The sequence below is a fragment of the Niallia yueguangensis genome (assembly GCF_052663115.1).
On record NZ_JBQTCX010000039.1, the window covers coordinates 1 to 23,978 of the forward strand.

Genomic DNA, 23,978 nt, shown 5'->3' on the forward strand with positions numbered 1-23,978 from the left:
CAATTCATTCTATCGCTATCGGGCGACTTTTTAATATTAACAGAAGTCATTTCCCGAGTCAACACTTTTTTAAAATTATTTTTCAGTTCGTTGCTAACTTGTTTCAACAACAGATATTAATATACCATCGTATCTAAATTGATGCAACTACTTTTTAAAAGAAAAAATATTCTTACAATTTATCCTTATAATATACTCATTACGCTTTCTCTCCTTTCTATAAAAATAAGGTTCTGACTGCATGCTTTTGAGAAATAAGAAAAGCGCAGGCGCCTTGCTCAGCCCCGAAGAAAAATGTTCTCTTGACTCAAAAAGTGTTTTTTACTTTTAGAGGCAAGAGGTTATCTTTCACAGGGGCTAGGCGCTGGAGCTCGACACTAAACTAGGTTCGAAATTTTATACTTTCTTATCTTTTGAAAAAACAGAGTACAATAAATGCACTCTGCCTCTTCTATTAACGATGTCTCATTAATGGAAATAATAATACATCTCTTATGGAAGGAGAATTAGTTAAAAGCATAACTAAACGGTCTATACCGATTCCTAACCCACCTGTTGGCGGCATTCCATATTCTAGCGCTTCAACGAAATCATCATCCATTAGATGCGCTTCATCATTTCCTTGCTCACGCTCTTTTAATTGTGCTTCGAATCTTTCACGTTGATCAATTGGATCATTTAATTCTGTAAATGCATTAGCATGCTCACGACCTACTATAAATAACTCAAATCGATCTGTGAAACGTGGATCTTCTTCATTTTTCTTAGCTAATGGAGAAATCTCTAGTGGATGCCCATAAATAAATGTAGGTTGAATGAGTTTTTCTTCAACTTTTTGTTCGAAAAACTCATTTACAATATGTCCGTATGTCATATTATCATTTATTTCAATATTATTCTCTTTTGCTAATCTTCTAGCTTCTTCTAGACTTGTCTCTGGCCAGAAATCAACACCTGTATACTGTTTGATTGCATCTACCATATGAAGTCTTGTCCATTCTGGCTTCAAGTCTACTTCATACTCGCCATAAGTGACAGTTGTTGAACCATGGATTTCTTTTGCAATATGTGCAACTAAATTTTCTGTTAAGCTCATAATATCACGGTAGTCCGCATATGCTTCATACAACTCAATCATGGTGAACTCAGGATTATGTCTAGTGGAAACTCCTTCATTACGGAAAACACGGCCAATTTCATAGACTTTTTCCAACCCGCCAACAATTAGTCGTTTCAAATGAAGTTCGATTGCAATACGCATATAAAGCGGCATATCCAATGCATTGTGATGTGTAATAAACGGACGAGCTGATGCTCCACCTGCAATAGAATGCATCATAGGTGTTTCTACTTCTAAATAACCATGATCATCTAAATATCTGCGCATAGATTGAATAATTTTACTGCGAAGAATAAATGTATGTTTACTTTCTTCACTTGCAATTAAATCTAAATAACGTTGACGGTAGCGTTGTTCAATATCTTTTAAACCGTGAAATTTATCTGGCAGTGGACGAAGTGCTTTTGTTAATAATGTAAAGTCTTTTACTTTAATGGATAACTCTCCAACATTCGTTTTGAAAAGAACTCCTTCTACACCAACAATGTCCCCTAAATCAACCGAGTTAAAAATAGCATATTGCTCTTCCCCAACATTATCTTTGCGAATATATAATTGAATTTGACCTTCAAGATCTTGAATATGAGCAAAACCAGCTTTCCCTTTTCCTCTTTTGGTCATCACTCTTCCTGCGATCGTAACATGAATTGCTTTTTCTTCTAATTCTTCTTTTTCAAAAGAACTATATTGTTGTTTAAGCCCCTCAGATAGATTTGTTCTTTCAAAACGTTTACCGAATGGATCTATTCCTTGTTCACGTAACTCATTCATTTTGTTACGTCTAACTTGCAACTGGTCATTTAATTCTTCATGACTCATTTTAATCATCTCCACCATCTTTTTTATGTATGATCACCTATAAGTGTGTGTTCAAAAAGGTAACAAATTAAAAGCAAGAAGGTCGAGGCGGCGTAGCTTTGAGCAACACAACGTATGCTTTTAAATACGTGAGTAGCGGAAAAGCAAGCCAACGAAGAGATTCGCCGCTTATCATTTGGTGCCTTTTTAAACATCCTTTAAAAAGGAATCGTAAATTTTTTATACATACTTTATTATTCTACACAATGTCGCGAGTACAGACACTAAAAAAGAAAAAAAACTGTCAGATTTTTCACCGACAGCTTATTTCCAAATCATATTATAGAAACTCAAACTGAAAAAGTCAAAGTCAGCCAACCTGTATTTCTTTTTGTTCTTTTTCTTCCGCTTCTATTACAAGAGCGTTTAACAAGGTCACTAATTGTTCACGCGTATCACATTCATTAATAGCATTACGTGCTTTTGCATTCCCTCTTATTCCTTTTAAATACCATGCTGCATGTTTTCTCATTTCTCTTACTGCCACATTTTCATTTTTTAAAGCAATTAAACGATCTAAGTGAAGGATGCAAACATTAATTTTTTCACGAACAGATGGCTCTCCAATTAATTCACCTGTTTCCAAATATTTGACTGTACGATAAATCATCCATGGATTTCCAAGTGCCGCTCTTCCTATCATCACACCATCACAGCCTGTTTCATCTAACATTCTTTTTGCATCTTGTGGTGTTTGTACATCTCCATTTCCAATCAATGGAATATTGATAGACTGTTTTACTTCACGAATAATATCCCAATTAGCTTTTCCTTCATACATTTGCACGCGTGTACGTCCATGAAGAGACACCGCACTTCCTCCAGCACGTTCTACTGCTTGAGCATTTCTAACAGCATAAATATGGTCTTCATCCCAACCCATACGCATTTTTACTGTAACAGGTTTATCTACAGCATCGACAACTGCAGCAACCATTTCATAAATCTTATTCGGATCTAGCAGCCACTTTGCTCCTGCATCACATTTTGTAATTTTAGGAACCGGACAACCCATGTTTATATCAATGATATCCGCATTAGAATTTTTATCGACAAATTGTGCAGCTTCCACAAGTGTGTCTTTTTCTCCTCCAAAAATTTGCAAGCTTAGAGGATTTTCTCTTTCATCGATATAAAGCATATTCATTGTTTTTTCGTTTTTAAAAACAATTCCTTTATCACTGATCATCTCAGCGCATACTAAGCCAGCACCAAACTCTTTTACCGTTAAACGAAATGCGGAGTTACAGATACCCGCCATCGGAGCAAGCACTACTCGGTTTTGCATTTCTACATTCCCTATTTTAAACACTGATAATACCTCCCTTTGAATTAATATCCCCTTATTGATTACTATTTTAAATCAGGATCCAAATCTTTCCTGCTTATATTTAAAGCTTTTACTATTAAATCTATCATATCATCCGAAGGCACTCGATTTCCCCTTTCAATCTCTCCTAAGATTGAAACAGAAATCAGCAGCTCTTTAGCTAAACTTTCCTGTGTATATCCCTTTAGTTTTCGAAAAGCGCGAATACGTCTTCCCCATTTTTCTGCTGTCTCCATATCCTTACTCCTTCTTTATCCTGCAAAAACTTTTTGCTTTCCTTTAAAGGTGTATGTGCATTAGGCAATTCAATCGTTGGAGCAATTTCCAATAAAGGAATTACAACAAATGCTCGCTCTGCAATTCTTGGATGTGGAATAATTAGTTTCTCTGATTCTATATTTTCGTGATTAAACAATAAAATGTCAAGGTCTATCGTTCTCGGCCCCCACCTTACCATCCTTTTTCTTCCAAGATTATTTTCAATAAACTGGCAAGCTTCTAGAAGGGAGTATGGGTCCAAGATTGTATGAATCTGTACTACAATATTTAAAAATAAGTCCTGGTCTTCAAATCCAACCGGATCTGTTTCATAGATGGATGAAATATTTACTAAATTAATTTTTTCATGTTCATGTAGCATATGCACAGCTTCTTTTAAAAACTCTACCCTGTTTCCTATATTAGAACCTAGCGATAAATAGGCATTATGATTCATTATTTTTTCCTCAAAATTTCCACAGATACTGACTGGTAGTGGCCAGGTATCGGTGGATCTGGTTTTATAACAGCAACACGTACACTTTCAAGTCGCTCATGGTTGTGCAAAAGCTTCTGTGCAATGTTTTCAGCTAGCGCTTCAATTAACTGATACGGTTTGCCTTCAACTATTTCTTTAACATCGAAATAGAGCTGACCATAATTAACGGAGTGTTCTAAATTGTCACTTTCCCCTGCTTCTCTTAAGTCTGCCTCTACTTCCAAATCAATGATAAATCGTTGGCCAAGTTTCGTTTCTTCAGGAAATACTCCGTGATAACCGTAAAACTCCATTTTAGTTAAGCGTATCTTATCCACCGTATTGCCCCCTTCCCATTAAAGCATCCATCATTTTTGCCATTCTAGCCATTTCTTTCACATCATGTACCCTGATTATTTGACACCCCTTTTGAATTCCGTAGCAAACTGTCGCTCCAGTGCCTTCAATTCTTTCTGATACAGGCAAATCTAGAACATTACCGATCATCGATTTTCTGGATGTTCCAAGTAAAACAGGATACCCCATCTCTACTAACTTATCTAAATGTCTCATCATCTCTAAATTAGTTGTTAAATTTTTTGCAAATCCTATACCCGGATCCAAAATAATATCTTCCTCTTTTACTCCAGCTGTTTTTGCAATCTGTATACTTTCAGCTAAATCTGATAATACATCCTCAACAAAATTGGTATATAGTTGATTATCTCGATTATGCATTAAAATAATCGGCGCATCCTTCTCTGCCGCAACCTTTGCAATCATTGGATCTTTTTTTGCTCCCCAAATATCATTAACGATATGGGCACCTGCATTTAATGCTTCATTTGCCACTATTCCTTTATATGTATCAATGGATATCGGCACATCCACTTCTTTAGAAACTGTCTCAATAATCGGAATTACTCTTTCCAATTCCTCTTCTGCTGAAATTTCTACATATCCCGGCCTTGTAGATTCCCCGCCAATATCAATAATATCCGCTCCGTTTTCCACCATCTCTAATGCATGCTTTACCGCTTTATCTTTTTCTCTAAATTTCCCGCCATCAGAAAACGAATCATGGTTAACATTCAAAATACCCATTATGAGTGTTTTATCATGATAGTTTAGTGTGTAAGGTGCACAATTTATTGCCAATTTATTTTTCCCCCATCTCTTTGATTGACCATAACGAACTAGACAGTTTTCGGTAATTTTTATGAAAAAGGGCGACAACCTTGCCAGCTGCTCCATTAAACAAATGGGTATCGATGCTTTTTAGCGGAATAATTTCTTGAATAGAATTGGTTGCAAACACTTCTTCTGCTTGCAGCATATGTTCAACTGCATAAAAACCTTCTTCTACTGTCATACCCATTTTTTTGGCATACGCCATAATAAACTGTCTAGTAATCCCATTTAAAATGCCTGTATCTAAGCTAGGGGTATAAAGAACGTCCTTTTTTATCCAAAACAAATTAGTTGTGACGCCCTCTGCTAAGTGCTGTTCTTTCGTTAAAAATATCCCTTCTATTTCTGCGTCTGTCCCTATTTCCCTTTTCGCAAAAATATTATTAAGATAATGATGAGATTTTAGCCTTTCATCCCCTTCTGGTGTATTGCGGGGAATCGCCAAAATCCGCCCCTTTTTTTCTACCATTCGGCCTGCTGCAGGCAATGGTTTCATGTACATCACGATATTCGGATTGGTATATGGAGCTGTTTGTAAACCAATCGCGCCACTTCCAGCAGATACATTAAAACGAATATACGCATTTTTTAAATCGTTTTTTTGCAATAAAACTTGTATGATGCTATTTACTTCTTCTCTTGTAAAAACTCGCTCAATATTTAATCGCTTTAATCCATGATTTAAACGTTGTAAATGGTCTTCTAACAAAAACGGGTGTCCCTCATAAATACGAAACGTTTCAAATAAGCCTAATCCATACATAAAACCGTGATCAAACACTGAAATAACTGCCTCTTCTTGCTTAACTACTTTCTCGTTTATATAAATGTACATAGTCTACTCTTTACCATTTCTCGCATAATAAGTAATGAAATTTTTCAATAGTTCCATTCCATCTGTTGTCATTATCGATTCAGGATGAAATTGCACTCCTTCGATAGGTACTTCTTTATGGCGAATCCCCATGATTTCGCCTTCCTCCGTCCATGCAGAAACTTCAAAACAAGCTGGCAGCGTCTCTTTTTTCACAAGCAAGGAATGATACCTTGTCGCTGGGAATGGGTTCGGCAAGTCCTTAAAGATTGTTTTTCCATCATGAAACATCATGGATATTTTTCCGTGCATCAAATTCTCCGCTTGAACTACATCCCCGCCAAACACTTGTGCAATAGCTTGATGACCTAAGCATACACCAAAAATAGGTACTTCTCCTGAGAAAGCGTCTATTGCTTCTAAGCTGATGCCTGCTTCATTGGGGCTGCATGGTCCTGGTGAAATCATTAAATAATCAGGATTTTCTTTTCTTATCTCTTCGATAGAAATTTGGTCATTTCTTTTCACAACCAGCTTTTCTCCCATTGAACCTAAATATTGCACAAGATTGTACGTAAATGAATCATAATTATCGATCATATAAATCATTGTCTTTACCCCTCATGTCTCTCAGCTAATTCTTTTGCATTCCAAAGCGCCCGTGCTTTTTTCATCGACTCTTTATATTCATTGCTAGGAACAGAATCAATGACTATTCCTGCACCTGCTTGTACATATGCCTTTTCGTCCTTTACAAGCATCGTGCGAATCATAATATTTAATTCAACATCTCTGTTAAACCCTATCCAGCCTAACGAGCCTGTATAAGGTCCCCTTTTTACTGGTTCTAATTCTTCAATAATCTCCATTGTTCTTACTTTAGGAGCACCTGTTATCGTTCCTCCAGGAAACATACTGTCAATTAAGTCATATTCATCTTTATCTTCTGCCAATGTCCCTCTAACATTCGAGACAATATGCATCACGTGAGAATATTTTTCGATCACCATAAACTCATTTACTTCTACTGAACCATACTGACAAACTCTCCCAAGGTCATTGCGCTCTAAATCAACTAACATCACATGCTCTGCTCGTTCTTTTTCACTTTCTATCAGCTCGTTAGCAAGCGCTTGATCCTCGTCATCATCTTTTCCTCTTGATCTTGTACCAGCAATTGGCCTTGTGCTTACCTCGTCTCCCTTCTTTTTCACTAAAAGTTCTGGAGAACCACATACAAGCTGAAAATCCGGCGTATGAAAATAGCCCATATATGGCGACGGATTTAGTACGCGCAGCTGTTTATATACTTCTATAGCAGGAACATGCAATGGCTTTGTTTGGCGCACAGATAAATTGACTTGAAAAACATCGCCTTGTGCAATGTAATCTTGAATTTTGCGAACGGAGCGCTGAAACTCGTTATCCTTTATAGAAACCTGTAAATCATCGGTCTTTTCTGTATCAGCAACCTCCTCTTCCTGGTCTATCCGTTCAAGCCATTGATTCGTACGTTCCTCTATTTTCTTTTGTGCATCATCATAATGTCCCTCTTCATATAAAGCCATGAACCATAACTGCTTTTCTTGATGGTCGTAAACATACCATTCATCAAATAGAAGAAAATAAACATCCGGTATTTCTAAATCATCCATCGTCTCATTAGGTAATCGTTCAATGTAACGAATATAATCATAGCTAATAAAACCAAGGGCCCCTCCTTGAAAATCAGGCAAAGCAGGATATGATTCTACCTTATATTGTCTTATGACATCCTTCACTAAGTGGAGTGGATTGCCTTCCATTATTTCTGTATGACTATCTGTAGTTACCTCCAATTTATTATTTTTCCCGATCATTTTCACAATAGGATTTATCGCTGCTATACTATATCTTCCGCCTCTACCGCTTTCTAATAATACATAGTGCTCTTTATTTCTTGTTAGATCAAGAAATTGTTTAAAAAACCGTTTATAAGAAAAAGCCATATGCTTGCTGTATACGTTATACTGTTTCAATCACCTTTCGCCCCTTACCATTTTCTCTTTTTTCATCATACATGATGAACAGGGAGAAAGACAAAAAAATTAGAAAAGATATTTAGAAAAGCGGAAGCACCTTGATCAGCCCCGAAGAAAAATGTTCATTTGACTCGAAAAGTGCTTTTTACTTTTAGAGGCAAAGGGTTATTTTTCACAGGGGCTAGGCGCTGGAGCTAGACAGTTATCTAACTTAAGACATATAAATTACGATATTACGCAAAAAAGCAAAGCCACTTCTGCCTTGCTTTCAACTTTTTATATCACAACTAGCTTTCTAAAAACATTCATGTTTGGATCAGTCTTTCCTATATCATCAATTCTTTTCGTATTGATTGTTGTTATTTACCCCGCGGACGAGTGCCGATCCTCCTCGTCACTATGCTCCTGTGGGGTCTCGTCTTTCTCGCTTTTCTAAGCAGAAGTCTACGTGTATTCAGGCTGCTCAGTGCTTCAGCCATGTTTATTTTTCTATTCAAAAACAACAAACTTTTAGAAAACAGCAATTCTTTTTTAAAATCGCTGCACCAAAAAAATACCGCCTAAAATTAGTAAAACCCCTATTATTCTAGGAATGTTTATCTCATGAACAGGAAGGTGAAACCAACCAAAATGGTCAATAATAATCGCCATGATTAATTGACCTGCAAGTGTAAGTCCTACGGTTAGTGCAGAACCAATTTTAGGCATGAGTATAACATTTGCTAACACGAACAGGATGCCAAGTGCTCCACCGCTCCAAATCCACCATGGCTTCGTAAATACGACTTTATTCGGTATAATCGTATGTTCTACTGCCAGTGTTACACCGCATAATACGGTAGCTCCAACTAAAAAAGAAATCATAGCTGCTAAATAAGGCGACTGAATTGTTGTACGCAATTCGGCATTAATTGCCGTTTGAACAGGTAATGCCATTCCAGCAAAAAGCGCAAATACAAAAAGGAAAAAATACGGCATTTTATCCCTCCTTCCAAGTAGTTACAAATACATAAATAGAATTAAACGACCGCACTAACAATTATCTCTTTCACTAATATAACACATTGAAATACTTTCCAATTTAGAATTGCACACATCTCCATAAATAAGCAACAAGCTTTGACGCAATAAAAAACAAGCAGCCATATAGACTGCTTGTTTTAAAAAAGTGATTTGGTTGTTTTTATTTTATGCCTCATCAAATTGGTATAATGGTGTACTTAAGTAGCGCTCACCATTACTTGGAATGATTGCTAATACTTTTTTCCCTTTTCCTAATTCTTTTGCTACCTTTAATGCTGAATAGATAGCAGCACCAGAAGAAATACCGCCTAAAACGCCCTCTTCTTTTCCAGCACGGCGAGCATATTCAAATGCTTGCTCTGTCGTTACTTGAATAATATCATCATAAATTTCGCTATTTAATGTATCTGGAACAAATCCAGCTCCGATTCCTTGAATTTTATGCGGTCCTGGTTTCCCTCCGGATAAAACAGGGGAATCAGCTGGTTCTACTGCATATATTTTAATATTTTCATATTTTTCTTTTAATACTTCACCAGCACCGCTGATCGTTCCACCTGTTCCGATGCCAGAAATAAACGCATCCAACTGCTCATCACCGAATGCAGAAATAATCTCCTGCGCCGTTGTTTTTCTATGTACTTCCGGATTGGATAAGTTTTTGAATTGTTGTGGTAGGAAATAGCCGTTTTCTTTCGCTAATTCTTCTGCTTTGCGAATCGCTCCGCCCATACCTTCTGGACCTGGTGTTAATACAAGTTCTGCACCATAGGCTCTTAATAGATTGCGTCTTTCCAAACTCATTGTTTCAGGCATAACAAGAATAGATTTATATCCTTTTGCTGCTGCAACCATCGCAAGACCAATACCTGTGTTTCCACTTGTTGGCTCAATTATAGTGCTGTCTTCTTTTAATTCCCCACTTTGTTCTGCAGCCTCAATCATTGCAAGTGCAATACGATCTTTTACACTGCTGCCAGGGTTCATATATTCAAGCTTTAAGTATACATCTGCACTTCCATCGTCCACTAAACGATTTAATTTTACTATTGGTGTTTGACCGATTAAATCTAAAATTGAATTAGCTATACGTGACATGATATTCTCTCCTTCTTAATAATCCGAGTAAATTAATTGGTTTTGTTATAAATAATTTATCAATGAATCCTCTTTTTGTCAATTAATATACGTTAATTTTACGGAAAATTCATATTTTGCTAGGGAATTTTTACTATTCTCTTTTATTTTAAGGCTACTTGGAAAATAAGCTCTGTTAAAAGGGGTTTTCCGAAGCTTATCGCTCGCTTTCCGCGGGGCGAGCGCCGAGCCTCCTCGTCACTTTGCTCCTGCGGGGTCTCGCCTGTCTCGCTAATCCCGCAGGAGTCGAGCGAACGCTTCTCCAAACCAACATCATTCTAAGCTCTAACTCCTTCTATCTTCACTCTGAATGAACACCACTTATTTTCATCCCCCATGGTGCAAATTTTTATTAGCATGGGTGGTTCTGTTAAATTTCAGTGTTGATTTAGAATGGCCAGAAAATTCGCTCGCTTTCCGCGAACGAACTGGCAAGCCTCCTTGCTCGTACCTCACTGCGGGGTCTTTCCAGCCCGTTTTTCCGCAAGAGTCTCGCAAATCCCCTTCCAAAATCAACATAATCGTTTAGCAGAGCCTATCTTAAAAAAAAGACCAATCACACCCTGACTAGTCGTGAATTGGCCAAATAGAAAGTTTTGTTCTTATACTTCTCTTCTTAACGCTTTTAATACATCTACCTTCGTTGCCCTTCTTGCTGGTCGTGATCCAGAAATAATGGTAACAGCATAACAAATAATAATACAGATAATCGGCAGACTGAATGGAATAGAACTAAACATAAATCCTGATGGAATTTCTTCATTAAAGAAGCTTTTTACAACAATAGGGATGATAAAATTCACTAAATAGCTTATGCCATAAGAAACGACTGTTCCTACTAATGCACCAATTAGACCAATAAAACTGCTTTCTAAAAGAAATATTTTTTTGATGACGGCAGGGTTTGCCCCTAACGCTTTCATGATGCCAATATCCGGTGCTCTTTCCGTTACGGACATTGTCATCGTATTATAAATGCCAATAGATGCAATAATAATGGCAATCGTACCGATAAAAATTAAACCAACTTTTAAAATAGCAAACACTTTATTAATTTCTTGTAATTCATTTAAAACGGAGTAAACATAATAATTTTTGTCTTCTAATTGCTTTGAAATACTTTCCACATTTTCTAGTTTATCTGCATAAATATTTACTTCATCATATACTCTTGCATCGCTTAATTGATTATTATTTTCCTCTGAGCTTCTCAATGCACCTTTTGCAGTACCAGTAAAACCTTCAATCGATTTTAAAATATTTTCTGAAATATAAACATTAGAATTATAGATCCAGTCTTTTGTTGGCTTTTTACCCAATCCAACTATTTCTAATTTTATTTTCTTCGTCTTATCATCCGATTTATTATCTGATAAATGTACCGTTAGTTCGATTGTTTTCCCGATTAAATCCCCTTTATAAAGATACTCCTCTTTTAACTGACCTTTTTCATCATATATTTTGTCATAGTCCACACCTTCAGGTAGTAGATTTTCTAAAAAATGATACCCGACGACTACCTCATTATCTTTTTCTGGCAATCTTCCTTTTGATAATTCAAAACCAGCTTTTACTTCAGATGACATATTAGCAACAACTGTTCCTGCTGTTATTTTAAACGCATCTAGTGTATATTCACCTGGCTGCTGTAATGCTTGCCTTCTTGTAACAGCTTTAACATGATCAATTGATTCAAAATACTGTACATCCTTATCTGTTAACCCTTCACTATCGCCTTCTGTTTTATTGTGAACTTCTATATTCGTTACTGTACGATTTTCTGTTGTTTCCTTTACAATCGATTCATTTAAGCCAAATCCAACAGATGCTAATACAATAAGAAAAGCACACCCCATTGCCGTTGCTAAAATGGTCATAAACATCCTTGTTTTATTTTTTTTCATATTTTGTTTAACAAATGCAACCTGGTCTTTCCATCTCATAAGGAATGAACCTCCTCTACTATATTTCCATCACTAATTTGCACAATGCGATCCCCTATTTTTGCAACGTTTTCATCATGGGTAATAATTAAAAATGTAATGTTTAAATCCCGATTTAACTCTTTAATAAAAGTTAACAGCTCCTCTTCTGTGTCACTATCCAAACTGCCTGTTGGTTCATCAGCCAAAATAAGCGGAGGATTGACGACAAGTGCTCTTGCGATACTTATGCGCTGCTGCTGCCCGCCAGATAACTCGCTAGGATAATGATCAGCAAAATCTTGCAGGCCTACTCTTTCTAACACTTCCAACGTTCTTTCTTTCCGTTCTTTTTCTCCCTCTCCTTTTAAAATTAACGGAAGCTGCACATTTTCAAATGCGGTCATACTCGGAATTAATTGAAAGCTTTGAAAAATAAACCCTATATGGGTTAAACGAAAATCAGCAAAGGAAGCTTCATTAAACTCGTTCACTTTTTGATTATCTATCCAAATTTCTCCTTCATTAGCCTGCATAAATCCACTAATTAAATTTAAAAGGGTTGATTTCCCCGATCCACTTCTTCCTATAATCGTGACAATTTCCCCTTTTTTTATCTCAAGATTAATATTTTTTAAAACTGGATATGTTGTTTTTTTATTTTTTTTCCCGATTTCAAACGAGTGGCTAACATCCTTAATCTTTATCAAATTTTTCTCCTCCCAAATTAGCAATCTACTAAATAAACGAAAAAATGGATGAAGAACCCTACAATTTATCAAAAAAAAAGCTGTTTTCGTATAGATTGTTGCTTTAAAACTCGCAGCCTGAATACACTTCGTCCGTTTAGCGAGCGTCGAGCCTCCTCGTCGCATACGCTCCTGTGGGGTCTCGTCCTTTCTCGCTTTCCCACAGGAGTCTACGTGTATTCAGGCTGCTTAGTACTTCTTCTCCCATTTTTTTACGTAAATAACAACAAACTTTGAGAAAACAGCAAAAAAAACAAGCATAGAGTGAGTACTATGCTTGTTTCATGATCTTGATATTATTTTGCTTCTTCTAAAAGAGATGCTAACTCTCCTTTTGAAAATATATATTTTTCATTACAGAAATGGCAATGAGCTTCCGCTTTTCCATCTGTTATAATCATGTCTTCGATTTCTTCTTTGCCAAGACTAATGATAGCATTAGAAAATCTATCTTTAGAACATGTACAAGTAAAAGAAACTGGCATTGTTTCGATTATCTTCATATTTTCTGCGCTGAAGATTTCTTCTAAAATTTCTTCAGGTGTTAAACCTTTTTGAATTAATTTTGAAATAGGCGGTATTTCACCTAAACGTTTTTCAATCTTTGTTATCGTTTCTTCATCTGTTCCTGGCAATAATTGAATCATAAAACCGCCAGCTGCGAGAATAGAATTATCTGGATTGACAAGAACGCCTACTCCAACGGAAGAAGGAATTTGCTCTGATGTTACTAAATAATACGTAAAATCTTCTCCTAGTTCTCCTGAAACAATCGGTACTTGACCTGTAAAATAATCGCGCATTCCAATGTCTTTCACAATTGATAATGTTCCTTCTGTTCCTACAGCTCTCTTTACATCCAACTTTCCGTGCTCATTTAAATCAAAATGCGTTTGTGGGTTCGTAACGTAACCTCTTACGTCTCCTTTCGCATTTCCATCAACCAATATTAAACCAATCGGTCCGCCACCATCAATTTTTACAGTTAATTTTTGATCGCCTTTTAACATAGCACCAAACATAGCAGCAGCAGTTAATGATCTTCCTAATGCCGCAGATGCCGTTGGCCAAGTATAATGTCTTCTTTGTGCTTCTGCCACTGTATCTGTGCTTTTCACTGAGTAAGCTCGCACCTGATCATTAAACGCTAACGCCTTAACTAAATAATCTCCCATCATTACCACTCCTTTTTAAACACGAACAATTATTTTACATTTGTTTTATTTTTTTCATATATCAGCTGTAATCCTTTTAATGTTAAAAACGGATCCACAACATCAATTATATTGGATTCTTTTGCAATTAAATTAGCTAGTCCGCCAGTTGCAATAACTTTAGGATTCTCTTTACTATACTCTTTCATTCGTTTTACAATTCCTTCAACTTGACCAACATATCCATATAGGATGCCAGATTGCATAGCAGATACCGTGTTTTTTCCAATTACCCCATCAGGACGTACAATTTCTATTCTTGGCAGCTTTGCCGCTTTAGAATATAGGGCTTCTGTAGCGATGTTAATACCTGGAGAGATCGCTCCACCCATATATTGTTTCTGTTCATTTATATAACAAAATGTCGTGGCAGTGCCAAAATCAACAATAATCAATGGACTTCCATATTCACGAATAGCAGCAACTGCATTTACAATACGATCCGCTCCAACCTCTTTAGGATTATCATATTTAATATTCAAGCCTGTTTTTGTTCCAGGTCCAACAACAAGAGGTTTTATTTGAAAGTATTTTTCACACATTCTTTCTAAAGCAAACATAATGGGCGGAACAACCGAGGATATAATAATTCCGTTTATATGAGAAAAATGTAAGTTAACATGATCAAATAGCGATTTAATGATCATACCATATTCATCTTCCGTTTTATAACGATTCGTTTCAATTCTCCAATGATGCTTTAATTTATCATTTTCATATACTCCTAAAACAGTGTTTGTATTCCCAACATCAAAGACAAAAATCATAATCTTCACCACTTTTTTATTATTAATACTGTTGCTATTACTTATATACAACTTAGCTTAACAAGCGTAAGTTAAATTTCTATTTTATCGCACAATTCCCATTTTAAACACTGCAAACATCATATCATAATCTCCTAATATTAGTGAAATATCAAATTCTTTTTCTTATTAAAACACTCCCGCCCCTTCAGAAGACAGGCATTTATTCGTACAAAAAAGGATGCACATATGTACATCCTTTTTTTGTATCATGATCATAGCTCCTCTTTCGGCTCTTGATCTTCTTTCTTCATGTTGATATTTACTTTCACATCATCAGCATCAGATGAAATAGTTTCTGTTTGAGCGGAACGATCTGGAAGTTTTCCGTCTTTATATAAGCTGTTGATTTGTTCAGCATCTAATGTTTCTACTTCAAGTAAAGTTTCTGCAATGATATTTAATTTCTCGCGGTTTTCCGTAAGAATTGTTTTTGCTCTTTCATAACTTTCTTTAATAATTCTTTGGATTTCCTGATCAATATCATAAGCTATTGCATCCGAATAATTTTGTTCATTATTCAAATCTCTGCCTAAAAATACTTGACCTTGAGCCTGACCAAATTGCAACGGTCCAAGCTTATCGCTCATTCCATATTCTGTTACCATTTTACGGGCAATATTAGTAGCTCTTTGGAAATCATTATGAGCACCAGTACTTACTTCACCAAATACGATATCTTCTGCTACACGTCCGCCTAACAAGCCGGTAATTTTATCAAGTAGCTCTTGCTTTGTCATTAAGAAACGATCTTCTTTTGGAAGCATAACAGCATAGCCGCCCGCTTGACCTCTAGGAACGATGGTTACTTTATGTACCATATCTGCTTCATCTAAAACTACACCAATAATAGTATGACCTGCTTCATGATATGCTACTATGTTTCGTTCTTTTTTCGAGATTACACGACTTTTCTTTGCAGGACCAGCAATGACACGGTCCGTTGCTTCATCCATATCTTCCATATCAATTTTCTTCTTATCTGCTCTAGCTGCAACAAGTGCTGCTTCATTGAGTAGATTTTCTAAATCTGCACCAGAAAATCCTGGGGTACGCATCGCAATGCTCTTAAGATCCACAGTCTCAGCCAATGGTTTATTACGGGCATGGACACGCAGAACTGCTTCACGACCATTTACATCTGGTCTGTCAACCGTTATTTGACGGTCAAAACGACCTGGACGCAATAACGCTGGGTCCAAAATATCCGGGCGGTTTGTCGCAGCAATAATAATAATTCCTTCATTCGCTCCGAAACCATCCATCTCAACTAATAATTGGTTTAATGTTTGCTCACGCTCATCATGTCCACCGCCAAGACCAGCACCACGTTGGCGACCAACAGCGTCAATTTCATCAATAAATATAATACATGGTGCATTCTTTTTCGCTGTTTCAAATAAATCACGAACACGGGAAGCACCCACACCAACAAACATTTCCACAAAATCAGAACCACTGATAGAGAAGAACGGCACACCAGCCTCGCCGGCAACAGCTCTTGCTAATAATGTTTTACCTGTTCCTGGAGGTCCATTAAGTAAAACACCTTTAGGTATTCTTGCTCCAAGTTCTGCAAATTTTCTTGGGTCTTTTAAGAATTCAACTACTTCTACTAACTCTTGCTTTTCTTCATCTGCTCCAGCTACATCTTTAAAGCGAACCTTCTTCTTCTCTTCGTTATAAAGTTTGGCTTTACTTTTGCCAAAGTTCATTACTCTACTGCCGCCGCCTTGTGCTTGGTTAAGCAGGAAGAAGAATAAAATAAAGATAATCACAAACGGAATGATAGAAGTAAAGAATGTTACCCAGCTGCTAGTTTCTTGTGCCGGTAAGACCTCTACATTGGAGCCCTCATGCGCTGCTTTATCTATTCGTTGCTGAACAGTTTCGTTATTCGTTACATAGGAGACAAAATATTCATCACGTTTATATGATTTCAATTGTCCACGTACTTCTAAGACACCTCGTTCAGGTTGTGTTGTAATCGATTTTACTTCATTCTTTTCGAGATGACTAATTAATTGATTATAGGATATATGCCTAGTAGGTTCGTTATTACCATTGAAAAAACTTACTACACCTATAATGACTAAAAATATTAATAAATAAAAGATGGTATTACGGAAAATACGGTTCATCCCTTACCTCCTCCCACGGTAAACAAACTATAGTGTATAGTATCATAGAAAATTGTGTAAATTCAAGAAATTAACCTTTTTGTTTACGAGTTTTACTTCACTGCCTTTTAATTATTATCAGTTGTATAAACCTCTGGCTTCAAAACGCCAATATACGGTAGATTACGGTATTTCTCTGCATAATCTAAACCGTAGCCAACAACAAATGCATCTGGTACGATAAAGCCTACATAATCTGCTTGAAGATCTGCTTTTCTTCCAGTTGGTTTGTCGAGAAGTGTGACAATCTTAATAGATTTTGCTTTTCGATAACGGAATAAATCTACTAAGTAGCTAAGCGTTAAACCGCTATCAATGATATCCTCGATGATTAATATATCTCTTCCTTCAACTGATGTGTCTAAATCTTTAATAATTTTCACTTCACCTGACGATACAGTTGAATTTCCATAACTCGACACATCCATAAAATCCATTTCTAAGTATGTATCAATACGTTTTAGAAGATCAGCCATAAAAGGCAATGCTCCTTTAAGAACACCAATTGCCAATGGAAATTTGTCATTGTATTCTTCTGTTAACTGAAATGCTAAATCCTTTATTTTCTCTTGAATCTCTTCTTCTGATATTAATATCCTCTCAATATCATGTTTCATTAAAGTGTGCCCCCTAGAAGATCATTGCGTTTTAAATGTTATTAATAGATAAAAATCGCTATTCTCAACACAATAAGAATAAATTGATTTTTTTAGGCCTGGTATCCATAATATATTGTTTTCAGCATCTGTTAAAATAGGCCATGTTTTTCTCTTTTGAATGGATACTTTTTCATCCATAAATATACTTTTCACTTTTTTTGTGCCATCCATTCCTTTTATCTTCATCCTATCTCCATCTCTTCTCGTACGTATGATAAGAGGAAAGGAAATAGTATTTGGACTTAAAAGAATGCTATGAGCATCTAAAAGCGGTCTGCTGTCTATATATTCTACCTTAATATAGTACCCATTAGGTAATAATAACTCTCCCGTTTTTGAAATTTCATAATAAAAGGGTTCTTCAGGTGTAAAATTCAGTTGAAAATAAGCTAATCGATAGGATTTCACCACATTCAAACCTTCAGGGAGATCAATATTTCCTGACGCATGAGGACTATTCAGCAAAGTTATAATATTATCTGTATGTAATGCGGATAATGAAGCAGGTATCTTTTTATAGAGATAGTTTAATATTAGTTGAATACATCTTCTTTGTAAAGAAATAGCTATAGAAAGAAATGCATCAATGTCAACAATTATTTCATTATCTTTTTTAGCACTTACTACTTTATCCCATATCTCCACAGTTAATTCCATTAAAAACCGCTCATCTTCTTGTAATTCTTCACTAAAGCGTTGAAAATGCCGGGAAACATGACGATTTTCATTTTTCAGGAAAGGAATAACCTGTTTTCTGTATCTATTTCTGCTATAGTTTTCTTTTTCATTGCTTGGATCTCTTCTAGGGTCTAGCTCGTATTCTAAACAATACTCCTCAATTTCCTGTCTTTCCAGACAAAGGAATGGACGAAATAATACTCCCTTTCCAAACGGCCTTTGGAACGGAATGCCAGCTCTCGCTTCACCTGTACTTCCTCTAGTTAACCTCATTAAGATTGTTTCAACTTGATCATCTCCATGGTGACCTAATGCTAAATAATCCATTCCATGTTTTTTCATTATCTCTTCAAAAAATAAGTAGCGGCATTCTCTAGCAGCAGTTTGAGCATTTATTCCTGTTTCGTTTATATAACGAGGAACATCTATGCTTTTCATTTCAAACGGGATAGATCTACACAAACAAAAAGCCTCTACAAACTTTGCCTCTTGCAATGATTCTTCTCCCCTAAACATATGGTCCACATGGGCTGCTATTACCGAGATACTCCATTCTGCTTGTTTGCTCCAAAGATAATGAAGTAATGCAAGGGAATCTGGACCTCCAGATACCCCAACTAAAATCTTCTTTCCTTCAAGTGATAATCCTCTCTCTTTTAAGTATGTTTTTACTTTTTGATCTAACATATGCACTTCTTCCTTAATTCATATCACTATTCTACATATTATTATTGTTTATAGTAGATATGGTAGTCTATTATGACTATAGAATACCACTTTTACCACTAAGCTTTCAAAAGATGCCACTCTCCATATGAAAATTCTTTCCAGTTCATCTATTATGTTAATTGGCCGTAAATGTAAAATAAATACAATAAAGAAATAATTAGGAGTAGGAGCAGAGATTCGAGTACCCCTGATTTTTTCTTCTTTTTCATTACCGTCCTTCTGTTTAATGAACCATTCTTCTTTATTGTTTGTTTATTACTTCTGTTATTGGCGACAGAAGGCGTACTTCTTTGATTAACAGAAGAGGAACGGACCCTTGTTTTAACAGGATCTCCATTTGATAACCGTAATAACTCGCTTCTCATTTCGTTTGCACTGCTGTATTTTCCAGTAAACGCCTGAACTAATAGTCCTTCATATGGATGTAGTTCTCTTTTCTGTTGAACCATAGCACGTAATTGATGAAGGCCCCCATTTGTTTTATTAAATCTTTTTGGATAGGCAATATTCATGATGATCATCGCAACTGCAAATAAATCATATGTCGGTTCAGCCTTTCGTGTTCCCAATCCCCAATATCCACGATCATAAAACTCTGTAAACTCCTTAATCGCTCTCCCTTGTATTGTTGTTCCTCCTACATCAATGCATCTGATTCTAGTCGGTGGACCGGTAATAATTAAATTATCAGGCTTCAGATCTCCAAACACCCACTTTGTTTCATGTAATACTTGCAAATCTTTTAACAGTTGAATCATTAGCACATTTATCCAAGAGCTATCCTTATGTTGAATAAATGATAATAAATCTGGACCCTTTATATATTCCATTACATAAAAGGAAATATTTCCGCTTCTAGTTATCCAGTCATCCACATCCATCAAAGAAGGTCCAAGGCAGTAACCTTGGACCTTCGCAAAGGATTTTAATACATTTACTTCGGAAATAATAGACATTCCATTGTTACTTATCTTTAAAGCAACTTGTCCTATTTTGGATTCCGCTAAGAAAACAGTCCCGTTTGCTCCATAACCAAGTTCTTTTAAGATTGTATAATTGTTTTTATGCCATTTCCCCTTAATAACAGTACCAGGATTTATGTTAAATGGACTCTTCAAAGTATTCATCATCATCACGAGAGATCAAACTCTTTAATGAGCGTTTATTTTTGAAATAATGGATAGCTTCTTTTAAAGCTGGGCCTGTTGGCGTTATCCCACCAGTTGTTAACTTGGAGAAAATACTAGTAAGCGACTCCAGTCTTGGTGTCCAATCAAGCAATTTTTCGACTTCTTTCTTTTTCCCGGGAAATACAAAAACAGCATACTTATTCTCTCCAGATCTAGCGTTTAAACTTAATGACAGATCGATTAAAGCCTCTTTTACCGTTGGAAGCTTATGTTTCATACTTGCACTTGTATCTACGAGAATAAGTACATCTAATTCTACCTTTTCGCCTAATTCATCTACTACTTCCATCACTTCTCCACGTTTTTCTGGTGGTAAATCTTCTACCGTTTTGGAACTTCCTAAGATTTGTTGAAGTTCCTTATTTACAACACCTTGCAACGTTTGTGTCATCGCTTTTTTTGTAACCATCTGAACCGTTTGTGCTAATTGTTGGGCATAAACCACCTGACTTACACCACCACCAGAAAGAGCAATTCCTTCAATTTCTTTTATCCCTTGTTCCTCAATCGTATCATGTTCCATTACACCAATAACATTAACTGTGATACCTTGTTCATTTGCTAATGCAGCCATTGCAATTGGGTCTTCTCCTTGATTGGAGCATCCATCTGTAATAAGAAGAATTTGTTTAAGTGTTCCTGTTTTCATTCAATACTCCCCTCTATTCATGAGTTAGTCCCATTGTTGACGGAAAAAGGAGTATTTATACCTTTTCTTATTGGATATACAATTAATGCCTTATTAAAAATGCTGGTTAATTTGCTGTTTGACTATATGCTCTTACAGGTATGGACTTCCACTTTGGAATATTATGATTGATTTGCGCTACAAGCACCGTCATATCATCTTCAATCATCCCTGATCTGGAACGAATAACTTCTTCCATAATTAAATCTGCTATTTCTTGAGGATCATTTGTTTTTAACTCTTTTATTTTTCTTTTCATCCATAAGTCAAAGTTCTCTACATGCTTCGGTCCTTCAAACACCCCATCGCTCATCATAACAAGTATATCTCCAGCTTTTAATTGCTCGCTCACAACATCCACATCAAAATCTTGCAATATTCCCATTGGTAAATTGCTGGCCTGTATTTTAATGATCTTAGAACCTCTTTTAATAAAACTTGGTGTTGAACCAATTTTCAAAAACTTTGCAGCAGCACTTTGCAAGTCGATCATAGCTAAATCTAAAGTAGAAAATATTTCATCCGTTGTACGTAATGATAAAACAGAATTTATAGACTTGATCGCCACTTGTTCCTCAATCCCAGACTGGAGAATTTTTTGCAGAAGCTGCAATGTTTCTTCACTCTCAATATGAGCCCTTTCTCCATTTCCCATTCCGTCGCTTATTGCCATCGCATATTTTCCAAGCCCCAGTTCGATTGTAGAATAGCTGTCTCCAGATACAAATCCTCCATCTTTTGCAGCATATGCCACCCCAGTTTCTACTACATACGCTTTTGCTGATCGAAAAGTGGCATGACTATAATCATTAGAAGAATCAGATTGATCTTCTGTATTCACAATAATCGTTTCTCCAAGAATGTCCGATAACATCGGGGCGATTAATTTTTCGCATTCTCCATGACCTGTGTTATATGGAATTGTAATATCTATATCCACATTTCCTTGTTCTAAGCTAAATATCTCTACATTTTCAATGTGAATTCCAAATTCCTGTATTGCTTCTAGTATTAACTCCTCTTGCTTATGATGATTTTCTCGTTCTCTTTGTATCTCTTTGGCGAAATCTCCCATAACTTCAGATACACCTAAAAGTTGATCTGCTACTAGTTTTCGGCTTTCTAAAACTTGTTTTTTTAGTTTTTGATTCGCTTGAAATAACGTTAATTCTTGATGAATCGCATCAGTCACCTTTTTTGATCTTGTACAATGCTTCTCCCAATCTCTTAATAAATTGCTTGAAATATTTCCACCAGTTTCGGACATTTCTGTCATAATTTCTTTCATATAATCATATGTTGTATTAAAGTTTCTCGCCCAGCAAGTCTCCTTTCTAAAGCAAGTTTGGCACGTCTTTTCTGTTACATTGCTTAAGAAGAAATCAAGCTCTCTGTCACTGTCATCCATCTCCGAAAAAGTATCATTGGATGAAAAACTTTTAGAAAGCGCCTGAAAAACAGTAGAAAACTGAGAAACTCTTTGTGCTGTGACATCTCTCATTTTTCGCATATACTGCTGTTGTTCTAAAGAATATTCAGTGGTTCCTGGGATATGCTTCGCCATTCGTGAAGTAAAAACTTGAGGAGTTAACAAAAATAAAATTACGGCTGCTGTCGTTTCCATAATAGATGCTGTTAATACACCACTACCTTCTCCATACATGCCAATCAGCAGTGTTGCTATATAAAGGCCTAATGCTACTCCGACTTTTCTGCCTTCTTTCAACAACCCTCCTAGTAGTCCAGAAAAAGCAAGTAAGCTCATATGATAAAAACTTGATATATTTGCTAAACTAAAAATTAATCCTGTTACAACACCTACCGTTGATCCGATCGTTGCTCCAGCGACAAAAGCAAAGATAAGCACTAAGTATCGGGACATGATATGTTCAATCGACATATCGTATACAGTCCATCCAATTGTTCCTGTCATAACAGAAGCTAACATAATAATGAGACAAACAATTTCTTCTGTTTTTAACGCTTGCCTGCGTTTATTTACAGTAAGCAACGGCAAACTTTGCAGGAAAATAAGGGTTAAAATATATCCTAAGCTTCCTTCTACAAGAGACATCATTCCACCATACAGTGTAATTTCTCCTTGTAATATATAAGCTTCTATTAAACTTCCACCTAGTATCGTTAACAAAACAATCACTGGCACCATACTTTGTTCGTTTTTATTCCATCTGTTTACTATTTTAAATATACTTAAAAATAAAAAGGAAAGCGCAAAACTAGAGAATGCTTCTTTAAAAGACAGGGTTGCCGCACCTCCTATTAAACCTACTAAAGCAATTGGCGCCTTTTCTTTACGGGTTAAATAGACTGCTGCAAAGAAAGGGAGACTAAATGGAGTTAATTTCGCCAATATTAATGCTCTCCCTAATAAGAATCCAATGAAGAACAGCATGTAGCCTTTAACAACAAATAAATTTTCTATTTTGGTATTAAACTTCTGAAAAAAAACGCCTAATCCATCTTTTGATTTTCCAAAATCAACTTCACCCAATGTGTCTATTAAGTCCCTTTCTACTTTTTCCATTTTTATACACTCCCTATCCAGTCTTATTGTTGAAAATTATAGAGTGTATTTTTTTAAAAGTTTGTCAAAATAGCGGACAAGCTACTATTTTTTACTCGACTTCTTTCACTTAAATTCTTAACAAAAACCATAATTCGATAAAATACGTTGGATAGAAAAAACAGCCTTCCTTCTAAAAAGGTTGAGACTGCCCACTTTATATAAAAGCAACTCCTATTACATTTTTTAAACAAGTTGTTTTTCCTGCCTGTTTTTGTCAAAAATTGAAAAATAAATAGTATTATAGAATTGTTTTTTATTCAATTGGCTCTGTTAAACTTGCCTGTTGATTGCAGCGAGAGGCGTTCGCTTTCCGCGGGCGGTCCGGGAGCCTCCTCGGCGCTGTGCG

The 23,978-nt window shown here is 36.1% G+C and carries 21 protein-coding genes; all 21 read right to left on the reverse strand.

The genetic code is table 11. From position 1 onward, the window contains the following. Positions 1-454: 454 nt before the first annotated feature. The 21 genes from lysS to spoIIE all read right to left on the reverse strand — a co-directional run bounded on the left by lysS (position 455) and on the right by spoIIE (position 23,590). Positions 455-1,939, reverse strand: coding sequence for a lysine--tRNA ligase (gene lysS, locus ACTYA4_RS21460; protein ID WP_443483540.1), 1,485 nt, complete (start codon positions 1,937-1,939; stop codon positions 455-457). A gap of 349 nt (positions 1,940-2,288) precedes the next feature. Further along, entirely contained in the window at positions 2,289-3,290 is a 1,002-nt protein-coding gene (dusB, locus tag ACTYA4_RS21465) for a tRNA dihydrouridine synthase DusB (protein ID WP_443483539.1), read from the reverse strand. Positions 3,291-3,331: 41 nt separating this feature from the next. Then, complete coding sequence (locus ACTYA4_RS21470) at positions 3,332-3,544, reverse strand: helix-turn-helix domain-containing protein (protein WP_443483538.1); 213 nt, start codon at positions 3,542-3,544, stop codon at positions 3,332-3,334. Beyond that, positions 3,493-4,023 (reverse strand): 2-amino-4-hydroxy-6-hydroxymethyldihydropteridine diphosphokinase, encoded by a 531-nt coding sequence (gene folK, locus ACTYA4_RS21475; RefSeq protein ID WP_443483537.1) that lies wholly within the window; start codon positions 4,021-4,023, stop codon positions 3,493-3,495. The genes ACTYA4_RS21470 and folK overlap by 52 nt, the downstream gene beginning before the upstream one ends. Next, entirely contained in the window at positions 4,023-4,382 is a 360-nt protein-coding gene (gene folB / locus ACTYA4_RS21480) for a dihydroneopterin aldolase (protein ID WP_443483536.1), read from the reverse strand. Before folB ends, folK begins: the two co-directional genes overlap by 1 nt. Next, positions 4,375-5,148, reverse strand: coding sequence for a dihydropteroate synthase (folP, locus tag ACTYA4_RS21485; RefSeq protein WP_443483541.1), 774 nt, complete (start codon positions 5,146-5,148; stop codon positions 4,375-4,377). Before folP ends, folB begins: the two co-directional genes overlap by 8 nt. A gap of 55 nt (positions 5,149-5,203) precedes the next feature. After that, entirely contained in the window at positions 5,204-6,070 is an 867-nt protein-coding gene (gene pabC / locus ACTYA4_RS21490) for an aminodeoxychorismate lyase (RefSeq protein WP_443483535.1), read from the reverse strand. Between the two features lie 3 nt (positions 6,071-6,073). Further along, the gene (gene pabA / locus ACTYA4_RS21495) at positions 6,074-6,658 is read right to left on the reverse strand and encodes an aminodeoxychorismate/anthranilate synthase component II (RefSeq protein ID WP_443483534.1); all 585 of its coding nucleotides are present in this window, start codon (positions 6,656-6,658) and stop codon (positions 6,074-6,076) included. Between the two features lie 5 nt (positions 6,659-6,663). After that, positions 6,664-8,067, reverse strand: coding sequence for an anthranilate synthase component I family protein (locus ACTYA4_RS21500; protein WP_443483533.1), 1,404 nt, complete (start codon positions 8,065-8,067; stop codon positions 6,664-6,666). Between the two features lie 534 nt (positions 8,068-8,601). Continuing rightward, positions 8,602-9,048, reverse strand: a complete 447-nt coding sequence (locus ACTYA4_RS21505) for a DMT family transporter (protein WP_443483532.1) — start codon at positions 9,046-9,048, stop codon at positions 8,602-8,604. Between the two features lie 210 nt (positions 9,049-9,258). Further along, the gene (gene cysK, locus ACTYA4_RS21510) at positions 9,259-10,191 is read right to left on the reverse strand and encodes a cysteine synthase A (protein WP_443483531.1); all 933 of its coding nucleotides are present in this window, start codon (positions 10,189-10,191) and stop codon (positions 9,259-9,261) included. 641 nt (positions 10,192-10,832) lie between these two features. Next, on the reverse strand, positions 10,833-12,173 hold the full coding sequence (locus tag ACTYA4_RS21515) for an ABC transporter permease (protein ID WP_443483530.1): 1,341 nt from the start codon (positions 12,171-12,173) through the stop codon (positions 10,833-10,835). Then, a complete protein-coding gene (locus ACTYA4_RS21520; protein WP_443483529.1) occupies positions 12,170-12,862 on the reverse strand; it encodes an ABC transporter ATP-binding protein in 693 nt (230 codons plus the stop codon). Before ACTYA4_RS21520 ends, ACTYA4_RS21515 begins: the two co-directional genes overlap by 4 nt. Positions 12,863-13,197: 335 nt before the next feature. After that, positions 13,198-14,076 (reverse strand): Hsp33 family molecular chaperone HslO, encoded by an 879-nt coding sequence (gene hslO / locus ACTYA4_RS21525; protein WP_443483528.1) that lies wholly within the window; start codon positions 14,074-14,076, stop codon positions 13,198-13,200. A gap of 29 nt (positions 14,077-14,105) precedes the next feature. Next, on the reverse strand, positions 14,106-14,882 hold the full coding sequence (locus ACTYA4_RS21530) for a type III pantothenate kinase (protein WP_443483527.1): 777 nt from the start codon (positions 14,880-14,882) through the stop codon (positions 14,106-14,108). A 254-nt stretch (positions 14,883-15,136) separates the two neighbouring features. Next, the gene (gene ftsH / locus ACTYA4_RS21535) at positions 15,137-17,062 is read right to left on the reverse strand and encodes an ATP-dependent zinc metalloprotease FtsH (protein ID WP_443483526.1); all 1,926 of its coding nucleotides are present in this window, start codon (positions 17,060-17,062) and stop codon (positions 15,137-15,139) included. Positions 17,063-17,169: 107 nt separating this feature from the next. Then, complete coding sequence (gene hpt, locus ACTYA4_RS21540; RefSeq protein WP_443483525.1) at positions 17,170-17,718, reverse strand: hypoxanthine phosphoribosyltransferase; 549 nt, start codon at positions 17,716-17,718, stop codon at positions 17,170-17,172. A 21-nt stretch (positions 17,719-17,739) separates the two neighbouring features. Next, complete coding sequence (gene tilS, locus ACTYA4_RS21545; RefSeq protein ID WP_443483524.1) at positions 17,740-19,125, reverse strand: tRNA lysidine(34) synthetase TilS; 1,386 nt, start codon at positions 19,123-19,125, stop codon at positions 17,740-17,742. Between the two features lie 152 nt (positions 19,126-19,277). Continuing rightward, on the reverse strand, positions 19,278-20,300 hold the full coding sequence (gene prkT / locus ACTYA4_RS21550; protein WP_443483523.1) for a serine/threonine protein kinase PrkT: 1,023 nt from the start codon (positions 20,298-20,300) through the stop codon (positions 19,278-19,280). Continuing rightward, positions 20,269-21,006, reverse strand: a complete 738-nt coding sequence (locus tag ACTYA4_RS21555; protein ID WP_443483522.1) for a vWA domain-containing protein — start codon at positions 21,004-21,006, stop codon at positions 20,269-20,271. Before ACTYA4_RS21555 ends, prkT begins: the two co-directional genes overlap by 32 nt. A 106-nt stretch (positions 21,007-21,112) precedes the next feature. Next, positions 21,113-23,590 carry a stage II sporulation protein E gene (spoIIE, locus tag ACTYA4_RS21560; protein ID WP_443483521.1) on the reverse strand — a complete coding sequence of 826 codons (2,478 nt, stop codon included), beginning with the start codon at positions 23,588-23,590 and terminating at the stop codon, positions 21,113-21,115. Positions 23,591-23,978: the final 388 nt, after the last annotated feature.